Source organism: Sphingomonas sp. NPDC092440 (assembly GCF_044754985.1).
In the GTDB taxonomy this organism is placed as follows: Bacteria; Pseudomonadota; Alphaproteobacteria; order Sphingomonadales; family Sphingomonadaceae; genus Sphingomonas.
Map to the genome: position 1 here is coordinate 286934 of NZ_JBIVQA010000001.1, position 18255 is coordinate 305188.

The window sequence follows — 18255 nt, forward strand, 5'->3', positions numbered from 1 at the left end:
GCCTCTAGTCCCGCCCAACATGAGGAAAGCCCGTGTCGGTCAACGCTAAGAACTGGCAGGAACTCAAGAAGCCCAACGGCCTCGAGAAGAAGCCCGGTGGCGATCCCAAGCGCAAGTCGACCTTCGTGGCGGAGCCGCTCGAGCGCGGTTTCGGCCTGACGCTCGGCAACGCGCTGCGCCGCGTGCTGCTCTCGTCGCTGCAGGGCGCCGCGGTCACTTCGATCAAGATCGAGAACGTCCTCCACGAGTTCAGCTCGCTGGCGGGCGTTCGCGAGGACGTGACGGACATCGTCCTCAACGTGAAGCAGATCGCGATCCGCATGCAGGGCGAAGGCCCGAAGCGCCTCCAGCTCTCGGCCACCGGCCCGGCTGAGGTGAAGGCGGGCGACATCGCCGTCTCGGGCGACATCGAGGTGATGAACCCCGATCTCGTCATCTGCCACCTGGACGATGGCGCGACGCTCAACATGGAGCTGACCGCCGACACCGGCAAGGGCTATGTCCCCGCCGCGTCGAACCGTCCGGCGGATGCGCCGATCGGCCTGATCCCGGTCGACGCCCTGTACAGCCCGGTCCGCCAGGTCTCGTACAAGGTCGAGAACACCCGCGTCGGCCAGGAGCTCGACTACGACAAGCTCACCTTGTCGATCGAGACCGACGGCACGATCACGCCGGAAGACGCGGTGGCCTATGCCGCGCGCATCCTCCAGGACCAGCTGGCGCTGTTCGTCCATTTCGACGACTCGGCGATCACCCGCTCGGCCCCGATCGGCATGGCGGCGGCTGCTCCGGCGGCGGAAGGCGCCTCGGGCGATGCTTCGCAGATCAACCGCTACCTGCTGAAGAAGGTCGACGAGCTGGAGCTTTCGGTCCGCTCGGCCAACTGCCTCAAGAACGACAACATCATCTATATCGGCGATCTGGTCCAGAAGACCGAGGCCGAGATGCTGCGCACGCCGAACTTTGGCCGCAAGTCGCTCAACGAGATCAAGGAAGTCCTGTCGTCGATGGGCCTGCGCCTCGGCATGGAAATCCCGGGCTGGCCGCCCGAGAACATCGAGGAAATGGCCAAGAAGCTCGAGCAGGAGATCATGGGCTAAGTCGTACCGGGCTGGCGCAAGCTGGCCCGGCAACGATCCCGGCCTGGATCCGCCGCGGCCGGGCCTGTGAGGAAGATCGGGTCCCCTGGCGGGGATGACGTAAAACTGGGGCAGTCCGCGTCGCTGCCTGGCTTGGGGTACCTTGAACGGCCCCCAGACGAACGGAAGGAAGAAGACAATGCGTCATCGCGTTGGCGGCCGCAAGCTGCAGCGTACCTCGGCCCATCGCGCGGCCCTGTTCCGCAACATGAGCGCCGCGCTCATCAAGCACGAGCAGATCACCACCACCCTCGCCAAGGCGAAGGAGCTTCGTCCGTATGTGGAGAAGCTGATCACCCTGGCCAAGAAGGGCGGCCTGTCGAACCGCCGCCTGGCGCATGCCCGGCTGCTCGACGACGCCCAGCTGGTGAAGCTGTTCGACGTCCTGTCGGCCCGCTATGCGGACCGCAACGGCGGCTATACCCGCATCATCAAGACCGGCCCGCGCGCTTCGGACGCGTCGCCGATGGCGATCATCGAGTTCGTCGATCGCGACGTCTCGGCCAAGGGCCAGGATTCGGGCCCGGTGCTCGCCGACGAGGATTTCGACGCCGTCGCCTGATCGGCCTCGATATCGAGACAGGGAAGGGCGGTCGCACCTGGTGCGGCCGCCCATTCTCGTTTCAGGCCCGAAAGTTTTCCTGCACTTCTTTCGGCCCGTCCGGATTCCCATATCCGGGGCATGCGCAGGAACCCTTCCCGAACCAATATGGGCGCGTGGCTCTCGGCCGCCACGGCGCTGGCGCCGATCCTGGGCGCTTTGATCTGGGCCGTTTCGGAGACTTCGATCCTCGGTTTCGCTTGAGCGCCCGCGCCGGCGCGCTAGCCTAGGGGCTTTCCCATTCGGAGGCCCCATGCGCCGCGCCCTCATCCTGCCGCTGCTCCTCGCAGCCCCCGCCTTCGCCCAGACAAAGCCGGAGACCAAAGTGACCAAGCTCGCCTATCCCGAAACCCGCCGCGTCGACGTGGCGGACGAACAGTTCGGGATAAAGGTCGCCGATCCCTATCGCTGGCTCGAGAACGACGTGCGCAACGACAAGGAAGTCGCCGCCTGGGTCGATGCCGAGAACAAGGTGACGGGCGCCTATCTCGCGACGCTGCCGGGCCGGGAATGGTTCAAGGCACGCATCAAGCAACTCTTCGACTATGAGCGTTTCGGCGCGCCGCAGAAGAAGGGCGGCCGCTATTTCTACCTGCACAATTCGGGATTGCAGAACCAGGCGGTGCTGTTCGTCCGCGACCGGCTCGACGGCGAGGGCCGCGTGCTGATCGATCCCAATGGCTGGTCGAAGGACGGCGCGACCGCGCTTTCCGAATGGGCGCCCTCGGAGGACGGCAGATATCTGCTCTACGCGATCCAGGACGGCGGCACCGACTGGCGCACCGCCAAGGTGCTCGACGTTGCCACCGGCAAGGAGACCGGTGACAGCGTCCATGGCATGAAGTTCACCTTGAGCGCGGTCTGGGCCAAGGACGGCAGCGGCTTCTATTATTCACGCTACCCGGATGTCGCCGCCGACGCGAAATACCAGGCGCTGAACGAGAACCACCGGATCTACTTCCACAAGCTCGGCACGCCCGACAGCGCCGACACGCTGGTGTTCGAGACGCCCGATCATCCCAAGTGGAGCCACTACGCCCAGATCACCGACGATGGCCGCTGGATGGTGATCACCACCGGCGAAGGCACCGACGACCGCTACCAGATCACGCTGATCGACCTGCAGGACCCGGCGCGCAAGCCGCGGGTGATCGTGCCGGGGCTGGAGAATAGCTGGGGCCTGGCCGGCAATGTCGGCACCAGATTCTACTGGGTCACCAACAAGGGGGCGCCGAAGCTCAAGATCGTGACCATGGACGTGGCGGCGGCGAACCCGACCACCACCGACCTGGTGCCAGAGGACGCGGCGACTCTCGAAGGCGCCGCGATCGTCGGGGGCACGCTGGTGGCGAGCTATCTGGTCGACGCCAAGACCGAGGTGCGCCGCTACAAGCTCGACGGCGGCGCGATCGGCCCGGTCAAGCTTCCCGGCGTCGGCACCGCCTCGGGCTTTGGCGGCGAGCCGGACGATCCCGAGACCTTCTATGCCTATACGAGCTTCAACGAGCCGACGACCATCTATCGCTACGACCTGGCGACCGGCACCAGCACGCCCTGGGCGCGCCCCAAGCTGCTGTTCAAGCCCGAGGACTATCAGGTCGAGCAGCGCTTCTTCGCGTCGAAGGACGGAACGAAGGTGCCGATGTTCATCGTCCGCAAGAAGAGCGTGACCGGCCCGGCGCCGACGCTGCTCTGGGGCTATGGCGGCTTCAACGTCTCCTATGGCCCCAGCTTCTCGTCGTCGCGCCTCGCCTGGCTGGAGCAGGGCGGCGTGTTCGTCCTCGCCAACATCCGGGGCGGCGGCGAATATGGCAAGGCGTGGCACGATGGCGGCCGGCTGGCCAACAAGCAGAACGTGTTCGACGACTTTATCGGCGCGGGCGAATATCTGATCAAGGAAGGCATCACCGGGAAGCACCAGCTGGCGATCCAGGGCGGCTCGAACGGCGGACTGCTGGTGGGCGCGGTGGTGAACCAGCGGCCGGACCTGTTCGCTGCCGCGATGCCGGCGGTGGGCGTGATGGACATGCTGCGCTTCGACCGCTTCACGGCCGGGCGCTATTGGGTGGATGATTATGGCTATCCGTCGAAGGAAGCCGATTTCAAGACGCTCTACGCCTATTCGCCCTATCACAACATCAAGTCGGGCGTGGCCTATCCGGCGATCCTGGCGACCACGGCCGACACCGACGATCGCGTCGTGCCCGGGCACACTTTCAAATACACCGCGGCGATCCAGCATGCGGATATCGGCGACAAGCCGCATCTCGTCCGCATCGAGACGCGCGCGGGCCATGGCTCGGGCAAGCCGACCGACAAGATCATCGAGGAAGCCGCCGACCTCTGGGCCTTCACGGCCAAGTGGACCGGGCTGGAGGTGAAGCGCAAATAGGCAAGGGGGCGCCGTTCTTCTCTCGGGGGAACGGCGCCTTGTCGCAAATCGGTTCAGCCACGCGACAGGCTGATGTGCATAGTTCTCGTTTCGTGAAAGTAACGGAGGGCGGCATGGGTGTTCTGAAGCTTGCGGGCGCCGGGATCGCGGCGGTGGCGATGATGGGGCTGGCGATGCCGGCCCAGGCGCAGGAGCGCTGGCGTCCTTCGCGTGAGAAACACAAGGACAAGTTCGACGTGGGCGATGCGATCGTCGGCGGCCTGGTGGTCGGCGGGGTGCTCGCGCTGATCTCGAGCGGCAAGAAGAAGTCGCACGGCGCGGAACCGGCCGAGGAGCGGGTGCCGATCGATACCGGCCCGGTCGATGGCAGCCGCTATGGCGAGGCGCCGCCGCCCGCGACCGGCTCGATTGCCGAGATGCCGGCGCCGAATTCCGCGCAGTTCGACGGGCTCTATGACGAGGATGCGGCCGCCGATCGCTGCGCGGCGGAAGCGGAGAGCCTGGGCGAGCGCTATGCCCGGCTGGCCCAGGTCTCCACGGTCACCAGCACCGTCTGGAATGGCAAGAGCTGGGTGATCAAGGGGCAGGTGGAGCTGGCCGACGGCTATCGCGACACCACGCGGGAGAGCCATGGTTTCCGCTGCGCCCTGCGCCGCGGCAGCAGCCCGATCGTGACGATCGAGGGGCTGCAGTCGCTCTGAACGCTGCCGGGGGAGATACCGGGGATGCTGTCGCGCGCGCTGTTGGGGATGTGGCTGGTGCTGGCACCGATGGCGGCGCCGGCGCAAACGTTCGACGCCGCGGTTCGTGCCGAGGGGGAGAAGTTCCTCGCCGAGGAGCAGGGCGTCGGCCTGACCATCGGCGTGCTCCGCGACGGCGAGGTGCATTTCCACGGCTTCGGCGAAACCGCCAGGGGCGGCGGCGCGCCGGGCAAGGATACCGCGTTCGAGATCGGTTCCATCTCCAAGACGATGACCGGCCTGTTGCTTGCCCGCGCGGTGCTGGCGGGCAAGGCGAGCCTGGACGATGACGTCCGCAAATATCTGGATGGTGCCTATCCGGGGTTGGCGTTCGAGGGCGAGCCGGTGCGGCTGGTGCATCTCGCCAGCATGACCTCGGGCCTGCCCGACAATCTGCCCGACCTGTCGAAGCTCGATCCCGATCCCGGCCGCTTCAAGCATGCCGAGGCGCTGAAGGCCTATGGCAGGGCGCAGTTCCTGAAGGACTTGCGCACCGTCTCGCCGGCCGCCAGGCCGGGCGAGAATGTCGCCCATTCGAATGTCGCCGCGCAGCTGCTCATCGTGGCGCTCGAGCGGATCTACGGCATGCCCTATGACCGGATCCTGGCCCGCGAGATCGAGGGGCCGCTCGGCTTCGGGGCGAAGGACGCCGCGACCGGCCATGATGCCGAGGGCAGGGTGGCCGCGGTGCTGCCGCGCGACCAGTTCGGCTATCGCTATTCGGCGGCGGACATGCTGCGCTATGCCGCGCTCCAGCTCGACGAGCGCGATCCCGCGGTGGCGCTCAGCCACAAGGGCAGTTGGTTCACGCTCGACAAGCAGAGCTGGGTGGGCCTTGGCTGGATCGTCTCCCGGCTGCCCGAGGGCGGGCGCCAGCTGCGCTATTCGGGCGGCACCTGGGGCTTTGCCAGCGCGATGATGCTCTGGCCCGAGAAGAAGCTGGCCGTGATCCTGCTCGCCAACAAGGCCAGCGACACTGCCCAGGGCCGCCTGGGCGAGATCGCCGGCCGGATCGCGGCCGGTGCCTGGGGCGCGACTCAATCGGCAAACCCCGTCACCCCAGCGAATAAACTTATGCATAATCGCGCGCCGGCCTTTCCCCCGGCGCCGGTTCTGGCTAAGCGCGCTGGGCATGGACCAGCATGCAGATTCCATCCTCATCGTCGATTTCGGCAGCCAGGTTACCCAGCTGATCGCGCGCCGCGTGCGCGAGGCGGGCGTCTATAGCGAGATCGCGCCCTTCACCACCGCCGCCGAGGCCTTTGCCCGGATGCAGCCCAAGGGGATCATCCTCTCCGGCTCGCCCGCTTCGGTGCTCGACGAGGGCAGCCCCCGGGTTCCCCAGGAGATTTTCGACAGCGGCCTGCCGGTGCTGGGCATCTGCTATGGCCAGCAGGTGATGATGCACCAGCTCGGCGGCACGGTGCAGCTTGGCGACAGCGGCGAGTTCGGCCGCGCCTTTATCGAGATCGACGATGGCTGCGTGCTGTTCGACGGCATGTGGCACGAGGGCGAGAACCATCAGGTGTGGATGAGCCATGGCGACAAGGTGACGAACCTGGCGCCCGGCTTCCGCCCGGTCGCGCACAGCACCGGCGCCCCGTTCGCGGTGATCGCCGACGATGCGCGGCGCTATTATGCGATGCAGTTCCACCCCGAGGTGGTCCATACCCCCGACGGCGCCAAGCTGCTGGCCAATTTCGTCCGCCATGTCTGCGGTCTGCAGGGCGACTGGACCATGGCCGAGTTCCGCCAGACCAAGATCGCCGAGATCCGCGCGCAGGTGGGCAGCGGCAAGGTGATCTGCGGGCTTTCGGGCGGCGTCGACAGCGCGGTAGCCGCGGTGCTGATCCATGAGGCGATCGGCGACCAGCTCACCTGTGTGTTCGTCGATCATGGGCTGATGCGCTCGGGTGAGGCCGAGCAGGTCGTCGGCCTGTTCCGCAACCATTACAACATCCCGCTCGTCCATGTGGACGCCGAGACGCTGTTCCTCACCGGCCTGGCCGGGGTCACCGATCCCGAGGCCAAGCGCAAGTTCATCGGCAAGACCTTCATCGACGTGTTCGAGGAAGAGGCGCGGAAGATCGGCGGCGCCGATTTCCTGGCGCAGGGCACGCTCTATCCGGACGTGATCGAAAGCGTGAGCTTCACCGGCGGGCCATCGGTGACGATCAAGAGCCATCACAATGTCGGCGGCCTGCCCGAGCGGATGAACATGAAGCTCGTCGAGCCGCTGCGCGAGCTGTTCAAGGACGAAGTCCGCGCGCTGGGCCGGGAACTGGGGCTGCCCGAGCAGTTCGTCGGCCGCCATCCCTTTCCGGGGCCGGGCCTGGCGATCCGCATCCCGGGAGAAGTGACGCGGGAGCGCTGCGACATCCTGCGCAAGGCGGATGCCATCTATCTGGAGGAGATCCGCAACGCCGGGCTCTATGACGCGATCTGGCAGGCCTTTGCGGTGCTGACGCCGGTGCGCACCGTCGGCGTGATGGGCGACGGCCGCACCTATGATGCGGTGCTGGCGCTGCGTGCCGTGACTTCGATCGACGGCATGACCGCCGAGGCGTTCGAGTTCCCGGGCGGTTTCCTCCCACGGGTGGCGACGCGCATCGTCAACGAAGTGCGCGGCGTGAACCGGGTCGTGTACGACTATACCTCGAAGCCGCCGGGGACGATCGAATGGGAGTAGGGAAACGGCGGCAATCGGCGGTTCTGGCGTAGAATTTCGCAGATTTTACAATGGTTTGCGGATTTGATGCGGGTAGTCGCGAGCCGTATGGTCAATTGAACGTAAGTGGTTGAATTATAACAAACTGCTGCTTTGAAATTAGCCAGCCTGAAGTTGGCTTTGACGGTATTTATGGAGGTATCTTGAAACGCATTTCCACCATTCACAATTATGCCGTCAGCCATATGAGCCTGCTTGACGGTATTTTTCCCGGCGTAGCTATATGTAAACGCTGTATTATCTGCCTCTGCAAGGCCGGGAGAGGCGCTGGCGGTATTCTTTCCTAGTTCCTTGATTTTGCTCGAAACGATGATTGGAAATCATAGTAGCTGCGCGCCCCATAATCAGACGTTCATAGGATGGCGTTGCGATCCCGAAAACTGCCGTTCGTTCATTACTGGAAGAAGGAGCGGATCTGGGAATTTCTGCCGTTCAGAACTTTGAACGGGGACGACCAACTCCCCCTTCGATCAATGGAAGAGCTGACTGAGCCCTCTCTCCCGTGTCTGGGTTAGTGGATAAATCGGGCCAAAGGTTATGAAGTGCAATCGGCAGATAGCCGAACGTCTCAATACATCGCTTTCCGTCGGCTGACGATCGGCCAATACTGCGTATTGGGGTCATAATATTAATTGAAGTGCATCACGCCAACCAAAGAGCGTCAGGCCCATAGTATGTGATGTCGATCTTGTTCGCTTCTGCGCTCACCCGGCGGAACCGTAGCCATGCTAATCGCGCGATAAGGTCCATCTGAAGGATGGAACAAAGATTGAACGAGCGATCCCGCGTTGGTATCATCGGAACCCAATGAGGCTGTGAGGCAAGTTTGAGCAAGCGGACGGAACGGGTGGACATCGGCACGCGCGACGCTTCCCGAATAGATCCAGTTCGAGCTTCCAGAGATGGCCATCAATTTCACGAGGCTTGGGCTGCCCGAAGCGCGCTGGCCTTGTTGCCGCCTGACACCGATCTCGTTGCCCTCGCAATGGAGGGCTTCAGCCGCGAAGACGAAGACCTGCACAGCCAGACGGCCACGGAAGTCGCTGATCTGGTGCGCTATTATGGCGGTCGAACGGTTGCGGATGCGAAACGTATCGAAGTCGTCCAGTTCAAATATTCCATTGCAAACGCCCAGACGCCACTACGCGCCAGCGATCTGCGGACCACCCTGGCGAAATTTGCGAAGGGCGAAGCCGAGCGGATCGAGCGCTTCGGCGAGGAGATCGCCGGGCGGGCACATTATGAGTTCGCCACCAACCGACCAATTCACGAGAATTTGACCGAAGCCATTGCCGCGCTGGCTTCCGGCTCGGACGTAGCGGGCGATGCCGGCACTCAGGCCGCACAGTTGCGCCTGGCATTTGCGGAGGCGGGCGTCGATGTCCGGGCGTTCTTCCAGCGTTTTGTCGCCGTCGGGCGGCTTGGCAGTCTCACGGAAGCGCGCAAAGGGCTGCGCCGGGAAATCGCGAACTGGAGCGCCCCGGGCGATCCGCAAACGCGCATCCGGCTACGGGGTCTCGAGCATCTCATGCGCGAAAAGGCGGGCTCTGCCGGTCAGCACGATAATATTGTCGAGCGCGTCACTGTCCTCGGTGAACTCGAGATTGATCATGAGGACGATCTCTATCCGACCGCCGACGCCTTTCCTGACGTGGGCGCGATCATCGATCGTCCCGTGCTGGACGAGATTGTCGGCAAGGCCAAAGCGGTGTCGCTTCCCCTCATTCTTCACGCAGAAGGCGGGGTCGGAAAAACCGTGCTCATGCAGGCACTCGCTGAGCGATTGAGCAAGACCCACGCCGTCGTCCTGTTCGACGGCTTTGGCGCCGGCAGGTGGCGAGAGCCCGCTTACCCCCGGCATCTCGCCAGCCGGACTTTGGTGCATCTCGCGAACCTGCTGGCAGCGCGCGGCCTGTGCGATCTTCTGTTGCCATCGACGCAGGAGGAGGCGTTGCTTCGCGGCTTTCGGCTTAGATTGAAGGATGCGGTGACCGCGCTGCGTCAGACCGATCCTGACGGCGGGGTGGCACTCGTGCTCGACGCCATCGACCATGCCGCGCTTGCCGCACGCGACACGGGCGCGAACTCGTTTGCCTATCTTCTCCTCAAGAGCCTCAGCATCGATCCGATCGACGGTGTTCGCGCCATAGCGTCGTGCCGCACAAGTCGTCTCGCCCTCACGAAAAAGGATATCGAAACCGAGGATTTTCCGGTCCCTTTGTTCACGCCGGAGGAAACCCGGGAGCTCATCCTGACCCATGATTCGTCGGCTACCTCGGCCGACGTCGTCGCGTTGTCTACACGTTCAGGTCGTAACCCCCGCTGCCTTGTCGCCTTTCTGACGGCTGGGCGGCCCTATGACCTGCAAGCCCCCACGAGTGGCGACCCCGGAGACGTACTAGAATCGATTTTGAGGGAGCGTATCGCCTCCGCACAGCGTGAGGCAGTTCGGCGCGGCACGACGCAGTCCGAGGTGGGAGCCCTTCTTGCCGGTTTGGCGATGTTGCCTCCGCCGGTCCCTCTGGACGAATTGGCAGCGGCGCAAGGGTTGACGGCCGGTGATATCGAGAGTTTCGCGACAGATCTGGCGCCGTTACTGGAGCGTACGCGCTACGGGCTGATGTTCCGCGACGAGCCAACGGAAACGCTCATCCGGCAGATGTCCGAAGAGGATCCCGATGCGCGCAGGCTCGTGATCGACCGTCTGGCGAAGCGGCAGTCGCTGTCTGACTATGCGGCCCGTGCGCTGCCACAGGTGCTGACGGCGACTGGGCAGGTGGACGAGCTCGTTGCACTCGCCTTCGATCCAGCGCTCCCCGCTGGATCCAGCGAGATCGGGAAACAGGAGATCCGGCTGGCCCGGATCGTGGCTGCGCTGCAGGCTACCGCTCGGGCTGGCCGGACCGACGATCTGTTCAGGCTGTCGCTCGAGGCGTCGCTTGTAGCATCCGGTCACGAACGCGCCGACCGTTTCCTGTACGAGCATCCCGATCTGGTCGCGATCTCAGGTGATCAGGAGGCCCAGCGCCGCCTCTTCGCGACCAAGGCTGGCTGGCCTGGTGGCCGCCACTCGGCTTTGGCCCTGGCCTATGCGTTCGCGGGCGAGTTCGGTGAGGCTGAACGTCATGCGACGCGCTCGATCGACTGGCATCGTCACCGCGCAGCACATCGCGACGACTACGGCGATTATCGCGCGTCAGATATGGATCGCGCCGGATTCAGCTATGTCGAACTCCTGATCGGCGAAGATCGCCGCATTTTCTCTTGGCTCAGTGCCAATGGAGATGAGTTCGCCTATGACATCGTTCTCCAAGCGCTGGAGCTTGGCGATCGCCATGCTGCTGGCGGCCGGGACGCGCCCAATATGGCACTCGCGCGCCACAAGCTTTTGCGCTGCCCACTCGCGATCCGAGGTGCTTTTGCAGCTGCGCTGATGCAGTCGGATGGCAATCCCGACCGAGAGCGAGCCTTTGTGCGCCGGCTGGCATCAACGCCCAACTCAGGCGATGACGCGCTGCCGCTAGAAGCCTTGCTCGTGGCTGGTATGCGCGCCCTTGATCTGGGCCGTCGCGCCGACGCTGTGACGATCCGGGGCTCATTCGACGGGCGCGCCAATACCGTCTTTGCGTTCGAAGAGTTTCGAATGTCCGAAATGGCGCCGGTGCACGCTGTCGTGGCGGCAGGCTTGGAGGCTGCTCTCAAACGCCGGCATACCGCCCTCATTGATATCGCCCCTTCCGAACTGCTTCAGCTAGTGCCCAAGAGCTTGCGTACCAAAGGACCCGTTACATTCGAGCGCGAGCTGACGCAGCGGCTCGAAGGAAAGACGCGCAAGTCTTCAGGTGCGCGAGGCAAGAGGAGGCGGACCGCGCAGTACAGCGCCCACGGACGAGACCGGTACGAGCGCGAAATTCGTCTACTTAAACATCGGGTCCGACCAGCCCTTGGCTATGCGGAGCGCGTGCGCGCCTTGATCGTGGCGGTACCTGCCGCGCGCGGCGCCATCATCGATGACTGGCTTGATGCGCTCGAAAAGGATGTCCGCACCGCAGGCGAATATCCGTTCCGAGACGGGGCGGTCTTCATTGCACGCCTCGCTGGCCTCTCGCTCCTCTTGAGCGGGACCGTACTCCAGGCGCTCAACGCCGAAACGGCCCTTCGCCTGGCGACGTTGCTGGCCGATGCGCGCGATATGCCGATCGATCCCCTGATCTGGTCGATCGAATGCCTGTCTCGTAATCCCGACCTGCATCAGGCCGTCATGCTGCTAGCCGCATCCACCGAAAGCCGCATCGTCAAGTTGGCGGAAACGTCGGCGCGACTTAGCCAATATGGTCGTTTGGCGCGGGCTGTCTGGAGAACGTCATCCGCCGATGCTGCGGTCTATTTCCGGCGCGGGCTCGACCTCGCTGAGGCACTGGGTGCGGACGATTTCGAGCGCGCTAACTCGCTTCTTCAACTCGCGCCGCATTTTCACGGGCCGCCGCTCAGCGCGAAGGCTGCGCACACGCTCCCGCGCATCTTCGAGTTGCAGTTCTCCGATGCGGACCGTTATCCTTGGTTCGAATGGTCCCAGGCGCTCCACGGTGTACTCGGCCTTGGCATGCTGGCCACAGCTTCCCGTCTCGATGATCGAGATACCGCGGCTCTTTCCTTCACCCTTGCGCCCATGCTTCGCTCGCTCACCGGCGCGGGCAAATTGTCCTCCGACATCGCTGCGGCGCTCGTTTGCCTGGCACCGAACAAAGGGACCAAAGGCGCACGGCTTGACCGGCTGGCGGAAGCGATACTTCCAGGGCTCGCAAGCTGTCATCACGAACGCCTGTTCGAAATCCTGCTGCGCGAGATCGATCGCGAGAGTGCTCTTTCACCGGATACGCGGGTGATTGGCGGCCTGCGTCGGCTGGCGCGCAATTATCTGCCGGCGAACAGTCGAGCATTGGGGCGTCTTCAGGGGCTGCGCGCCGAACCGGATGTGGACGACGCGCCGCCTTCACGCGGTTCCCGCTCTGGCGAACCGGTGCCGTCCCAGATCGCGCTACATGACCTCGACGCCATCAGCGCGGCCATCCTCGCCTCTGAAGGCAAAGGCTACCAATGGCCGGCACGGGTCCTTGAGGCCCTGGTCTCGCGTGCTAATCGGCCGAACGATCGCTTCGCGCTGCTGAGGGTGCTCGCGTCTGTCGCTGGGCCCGACCTTGCCGACAAGCTGGCAGCGCTGGAGCCCGTTCTGCCAGACTGGTCTAAGCAATCGCCGGCGATCGCTGAACTGCTGCCTGACATCGCACGGAATCTCATAGCGCATCACCCCGAGGAACTCGCCGGCACGGGCTGGGAAGTTATCCGGTCATGGCGTCGAATAACTTCACTGTTCGGCCTCGGGCGAGCCGAGATCGCCGCGCTGGTGGTGCAGCGGCTTGGCCCCGATGCTCTCAACTTCTCAGGCGAGGACTGGTTATCCCTGTCCGCCGAGGTCGCGCCCGGTGTCAGCCAGGCAGCCCTTGGAGCGGGGCTCGAACATATTCTCGGTCGCGTCGCAGACACGATCCCCGACGATATTGGGGATGGGCCATGGCGCGAACGTTTCGCAGGAACGTCCGGCGAGGCTGAAAGCGCGGCGGCTTTGCTTTGGATACGGCTCGGCCATCCGCAGGCTGCTATGCGCTGGCGCGCGACCCACGCCATGTATGAGCTGGCGCGGTTCGACCGCTTCGATGTGGTCGATGCTGTCGTGGCATGTTTCGACCGAGATGGTGGCGCCTGCTCCGATCCCGGAATTCCTTTGTTCGTTTTCAACTCAAAGCAATGGCTGTTGCTGGGCCTCGCGCGGATCGCGCGCGACTACCCCGACCGCGTGGTGAAGCACAGGGCGTTCCTAAAGGCGATCGCGCTCAGCGCCGGCTTTCCGCATCCTGCCATCCGTGAAGCGGCGCTTATCGCGCTGCGCCACAGCCTGCGGGCACTGGCGAAAACGGAGCGCGCGAGCGAGGAACAGGCCATTTTCAAAGCCAATCGCTCAACCTTGCCGATCTATAAAGGGAAACGATTCTACTTCGACGCGCATGACGTGCCACCAGAAGGCGAGCGCGATCCCGACGATCATTTCTCTTTCGACTATGACTTCCAGAAATATCAGGTCGCATCCGTTGCCCGGCTGTTTCGTGAGGAGCCCTGGAAGATCCGTCGACGCGTGCTTGAGATCATACGCCAGTATGATCCCGACATCCGTTCCATGTTTTCCTGCCCCCATCCTCATTATGAGAATGATCGGTCGAGCAGCTGGTCTGGCGGTTACCCACCCGAAAAGGACCGCTACGGCGGGTATCTCGCGTGGCATGCCCTCCAGATCGCGGCAGGAGAAATGCTCGCGACACGGCCGGTCAGCCGTAGCGAATATCATGGTGACGACTGGGGCGGCTTCCTCAGGAGCATCGGACCGTCACGCAGCGACGATTCCTGGCTGTCCGAGTGGACCGATCTTACGCCACTCGACGTCGGCGCCTCGATCCCGATGCCGGAGAGCGACCGCACCAGTATCTATGATGCGGATGACGAGCGGTTTTTGAGCTGTGCGATCGGCATTGCAGATCGCGAGATCGGAAGTCGCGGGCTGGTCGTGGCGGGTCATTGGCTGAACTCCGACCACAACAATATGAGCGCGTCCAGCCTGCTGGCGCCGTCGATAATCGCTAGGGGCGCGCTCCTGGCGGCCATGTTGATCGACCCCTTTCATCGTGGCCTCCCAAACCTAGAAGAGGAGCGCGACAACCGCCACGAATTCCCCGGCTATGGATCCTCGATCCGGTGCTGGATAAAGACTCGCGATTATTCCGATCGTTCGCTCGACCGATATGATCCGTTCGCTGCGGCAAGCTCGCAAGGTCGCCCGTCACCGGGGGCGTGGTTACGCGACATACACGGCATCGCTCGCGCCGATGAAGCTGGGCGGTGCTGGCTCGACGGGGCGCGCTCGGCCTTTGTCGGAGAAGCCTGGGGTGGACCAAATCTGTGGTCCGGTGAGGATGGGGGCGGCGGGGAGTGGCTGCGCGCCGACAAAGCCTTTCTTCTGGATTTTCTCGGTAAGACCGACTTGGTCCTTGCCGGATACGTAAAAGCGCGCATGCATCGAAGTGACAAGGGAAGGAAGGCTGACGACCGCATGGTCCATCGCACGTTCGGCTTTTTGATCAACAGCACGGGGCATGTCACGGTGATCAAGCAGGTTCCAAAAGCGATCCGCCATGCAGTCGAACAGCTTGGCCGCTACGGGAAGTACGACTTTTCGAGAAGGTTCGCCGCGATCATGCGGCATCTCGAAGGACGCTGAAAAACGATGGCGGGCGTCCAGTGAAAGGTTTGAGCGCCGCTAAGGAATTAGAATTCACCGAATGATGGCGATAGCAAAATTGAGGAAGGTCGCGCGCTGCGACTATGAACGATCACGCCAGCGTACCATGTCGCTCGCCTTCGGGGCGCCCGACATTCCTGGCCTGTTCGGGGAGGCGATCAGGGACTACCTATGTCGGACCAGGGAGGGAACGCTGGTTAGGGGGCAAAATGCACAAACATGATCCGGTTCGACAGATCAGCTTCATTCAGCAGGCGCTGTCGCAGAACCGTAAACCAATCGGCTTCTTCCTGGGAGCGGGCTGCCCACTGTCGATCCGAGTCAATGAGCGTGAGGAGGACGGAAAAACTATTACCGACCCGCTGATTTGGGACGTGGCCGGATTGACGAAGGTGATCGCCAAGACGCTGTCCAGCGAGGATCCCGCAAACCCCACAAGCTGGGACAAGTTAGTTCAGATCGTGAAGGAGGATGGCGGCAACAGCGGCAATATCGAGCTCATCCTCAGCCGTATCCGCGTGTTCGCGAGTGTCGCTGGCATCGGAAATGTCCGCGGCCTTACGGAAGCTGAGCTCAGAATTCTGGATGCGGAGGTCTGCAAAGTAATCTCAGAGGAAGTCACCCGTGCCCTTCCGGCGAAGGACAGCCCTTATCACAATCTCGCAATCTGGAGTCGCTCGATCCGGCGTGAGCGGCCCGCCCATCTCTTCACCACCAATTACGATCTATTGATGGAGCAGGCGCTCGAGGAAAGCTCCGCGCCCTATTTTGACGGTTTCATTGGGGCCCGGAAAGCTTTCTTCGATCTCGGCGCTGTTGAGGATGAGGGCTTATTGCCGCCGCGGTGGACCCGGCTCTGGAAGATTCATGGATCTCTGAACTGGCGCCTAGAGAATGAGACGGACGTCGTTCGAACCGACCAGAAAACCGACCAGCAGAGCTATCTAATTTATCCGTCACACCTCAAATATGACCAGAGTCGCAAGATGCCTTATCTCGCGATGCTCGACCGACTGAAGGCCTTCCTACTTGCGCCGTCGTCGCTACTATTCATCTGCGGCTATTCCTTCGCAGACGAGCATATCAACGACGTTATATGCCGCAGCCTTGAGGCGAACCCGACCGCGCATGTCTTTGCCTTCGTTCATGGAGACCTAGAGGCTGAGAGCTACACGCTGGCGCGCCAATGCGCGCTAGCGACCCCGAATCTGAGCCTGCTGGGTTTTAACAAGGCCATTGTCGGTCGCACACTCGGCGATTGGACAGGCGATGGCGCGGATGATCTTGTGCTGCCGCCCAGCATCCTTGTGAAGGATGGCGACAAGGTCACCGTGCGGCTCGGCGACTTCGCCGCGCTCGGCGCGCTGTTGCGTGGTCTCTCCGGTGACGGGACGAGCGATGATCCGGCCTGACATCGCCGACCGGGCGACCGTCATCGGAACGGTTCAGGACGTCAGCGGCACGTCGGTCAGCGTCACCTTGACGTCGGATCGGTTCTCGGGCCTGAGCTTTGTTCACGGCCAAGGGCACAAGATCGGCCAGATCGGTAGCTTCGTCAAAATCCCGGTCGGTTATGTCGATCTCTACGGCATCGTCTCGCAGGTGGGAGCAAGTGCGGTCCCCGAAAAGGCGGCGCTTTCTATGCCGAATGGCCTGCGCTGGATGACGGTTCAACTGATCGGCGAGGGCTATCGGTCGGGCCGGTTTCAGCGTGGTATCTCGCAATATCCGACCTTCGAGGACGAAGTCCATCTCGTCTCCGAGGCCGATCTTCGAGCGATCTATGGCCGGTCGGACAAGCAGAACCACCTCGTCCGCGTCGGTCATGTCGCGGGCAGCGAGTCGATCGATGCGCTAGTCGACGTCAACAAGCTGGTGACCCGTCACAGCGCCGTGGTCGGGACAACCGGTTCGGGCAAATCGACGACGGTCGCAGGGCTCTTGAATGTCTTGTCGGACGAGAGCCGCTTCCCGTCAGCGCGCATCGTCGTGCTCGATCTCCACGGCGAATATGGCAAGGCGCTCGGCGATCGCGCGAACATCTTCAAGATCAGTCCTGATTCCCGCTACGCCAACGAACACCGGCTTTGCATTCCCTTCTGGGCGCTGAGTTTCGACGAGCTGCTACGGGTGACGTTCGGGAGCCTCCCTCCCGATGGCAAGGCCCGGAACATCATCCTAGAGGAAATCCTCGCTGCGAAGATTGCGAGTCTCGCCGCCCAGCCTATCGTCGGCGTCGACCCGGCAAGCATCACCGCAGACAGCCCGGTGCCCTTCTCGCTCAACAAGCTCTGGTATGATCTCTATTGTCGGGACTTCGGGACGTATCACAACGTAGCGGGCGCAAATCCCAATGACCCGGCGACCTGGGCCTATGAGCTCGATGCGACGGGCGTGAAGCAGATTGGCGACGCGCAGGCGGGCATTCCGCCCCGTTTCCGCAAATTTAAGAACGTCGCGGGCGATCCCGACAAAGTCAACGCCCTCCCGGACGTCCTCAACATCCGAGGACCGCTTGAAGCGCTGGGCGCACGGCTGCGTGTTGCCCGATACGACTTTCTTTTGAAGGCGGGTGACTGGCATCCCGGCCTCGATGGCAAGACGACCAAGACGCTTGCCGATCTGGTCGGGCATTGGCTTGGCAGCGACAAGCCGATCACGATCCTCGACCTGTCGGGCATCCCCTCGACGGTGACGAACGACATCATCGGCAACATCCTGCGTGTTCTCTATGACGGTCTTTTCTGGGCCCGGAATCTCTCCGAGGGCGGGCGCGAGCGCCCGCTGCTCGTCGTGATGGAGGAAGCGCATAGCTACCTTGGTGACGACGGAAGCAGCGCGGCCTCGATCGCGACGCAGCGGATCGTCAAGGAAGGTCGCAAATATGGGATCGGCGCGATGATTGTCAGCCAGCGCCCGGCTGAGATCAACCCGACGATCCTGTCGCAGTGCGGGACATTTTTTGCGATGCGGTTGAGCAATTCGACCGATCGCTCGCATGTAACCAGCGCGCTCTCCGACAATCTTGAGGGTCTGACCAGCATGCTGCCCGTGCTGCGCACCGGCGAGGCGATCATCTTGGGCGAAGCAGTGCGGCTGCCGATGCGCACCATGATCCAAGCGCCACCCCGCGACCGTCGTCCCGACAGCCAGGATCCGCTGATCTGCGACGAGGTCGCGCCCGAGGATTCGATGACGCCTGGCGGTTGGAATCTGAAGACCCATATTGCCGCGGACTACCGCTATTTCGTCGAGACCTGGCTCCAGCAGAACCCGGTCCATACCCCACCCAAAAAGGAATGATGCA

At 63.2% G+C, this 18255-nt stretch carries 9 protein-coding genes; all 9 read left to right on the plus strand.

Going from position 1 to position 18255, the window contains the following annotated elements; translation table 11 throughout:
- Window positions 1-32 precede the first annotated feature (32 nt).
- A complete protein-coding gene (locus ACIQCS_RS01500; RefSeq protein WP_345850609.1) occupies window positions 33-1100 on the plus strand; it encodes a DNA-directed RNA polymerase subunit alpha in 1068 nt (355 codons plus the stop codon).
- 178 nt (window positions 1101-1278) lie between these two features.
- Window positions 1279-1701 carry a 50S ribosomal protein L17 gene (rplQ, locus tag ACIQCS_RS01505; protein WP_280280292.1) on the plus strand — a complete coding sequence of 141 codons (423 nt, stop codon included), beginning with the start codon at window positions 1279-1281 and terminating at the stop codon, window positions 1699-1701.
- Window positions 1702-1993: 292 nt separating this feature from the next.
- Entirely contained in the window at window positions 1994-4132 is a 2139-nt protein-coding gene (locus tag ACIQCS_RS01510) for a prolyl oligopeptidase family serine peptidase (RefSeq protein WP_345850610.1), read from the plus strand.
- Between the two features lie 113 nt (window positions 4133-4245).
- Entirely contained in the window at window positions 4246-4833 is a 588-nt protein-coding gene (locus ACIQCS_RS01515; RefSeq protein ID WP_345850612.1) for a hypothetical protein, read from the plus strand.
- A 24-nt stretch (window positions 4834-4857) separates the two neighbouring features.
- Window positions 4858-6099, plus strand: coding sequence for a serine hydrolase domain-containing protein (locus tag ACIQCS_RS01520; protein WP_345850613.1), 1242 nt, complete (start codon window positions 4858-4860; stop codon window positions 6097-6099).
- The gene (gene guaA, locus ACIQCS_RS01525) at window positions 6005-7561 is read left to right on the plus strand and encodes a glutamine-hydrolyzing GMP synthase (RefSeq protein ID WP_345850614.1); all 1557 of its coding nucleotides are present in this window, start codon (window positions 6005-6007) and stop codon (window positions 7559-7561) included. The genes ACIQCS_RS01520 and guaA overlap by 95 nt, the downstream gene beginning before the upstream one ends.
- A gap of 865 nt (window positions 7562-8426) precedes the next feature.
- Entirely contained in the window at window positions 8427-14927 is a 6501-nt protein-coding gene (locus ACIQCS_RS01530; RefSeq protein ID WP_345850616.1) for an ATP-binding protein, read from the plus strand.
- 230 nt (window positions 14928-15157) lie between these two features.
- Complete coding sequence (locus tag ACIQCS_RS01535; RefSeq protein WP_345850617.1) at window positions 15158-16360, plus strand: SIR2 family protein; 1203 nt, start codon at window positions 15158-15160, stop codon at window positions 16358-16360.
- Entirely contained in the window at window positions 16347-18251 is a 1905-nt protein-coding gene (locus ACIQCS_RS01540) for a helicase HerA domain-containing protein (RefSeq protein WP_345850618.1), read from the plus strand. Before ACIQCS_RS01535 ends, ACIQCS_RS01540 begins: the two co-directional genes overlap by 14 nt.
- The last annotated feature ends 4 nt before the right edge of the window (window positions 18252-18255 follow it).

Bases quoted from the DNA above. Each gene is read 5' to 3' on its own strand.
- rplQ (WP_280280292.1), top strand. From the start codon at position 1,279: ATGCGTCATCGCGTTGGCGGCCGCAAGCTGCAGCGTACCTCGGCCCAT.
- ACIQCS_RS01510 (WP_345850610.1), top strand. From the start codon at position 1,994: ATGCGCCGCGCCCTCATCCTGCCGCTGCTCCTCGCAGCCCCCGCCTTC.
- ACIQCS_RS01515 (WP_345850612.1), top strand. From the start codon at position 4,246: ATGGGTGTTCTGAAGCTTGCGGGCGCCGGGATCGCGGCGGTGGCGATG.
- ACIQCS_RS01520 (WP_345850613.1), top strand. From the start codon at position 4,858: ATGCTGTCGCGCGCGCTGTTGGGGATGTGGCTGGTGCTGGCACCGATG.
- guaA (WP_345850614.1), top strand. From the start codon at position 6,005: ATGGACCAGCATGCAGATTCCATCCTCATCGTCGATTTCGGCAGCCAG.
- ACIQCS_RS01535 (WP_345850617.1), top strand. From the start codon at position 15,158: ATGCACAAACATGATCCGGTTCGACAGATCAGCTTCATTCAGCAGGCG.
- ACIQCS_RS01540 (WP_345850618.1), top strand. From the start codon at position 16,347: ATGATCCGGCCTGACATCGCCGACCGGGCGACCGTCATCGGAACGGTT.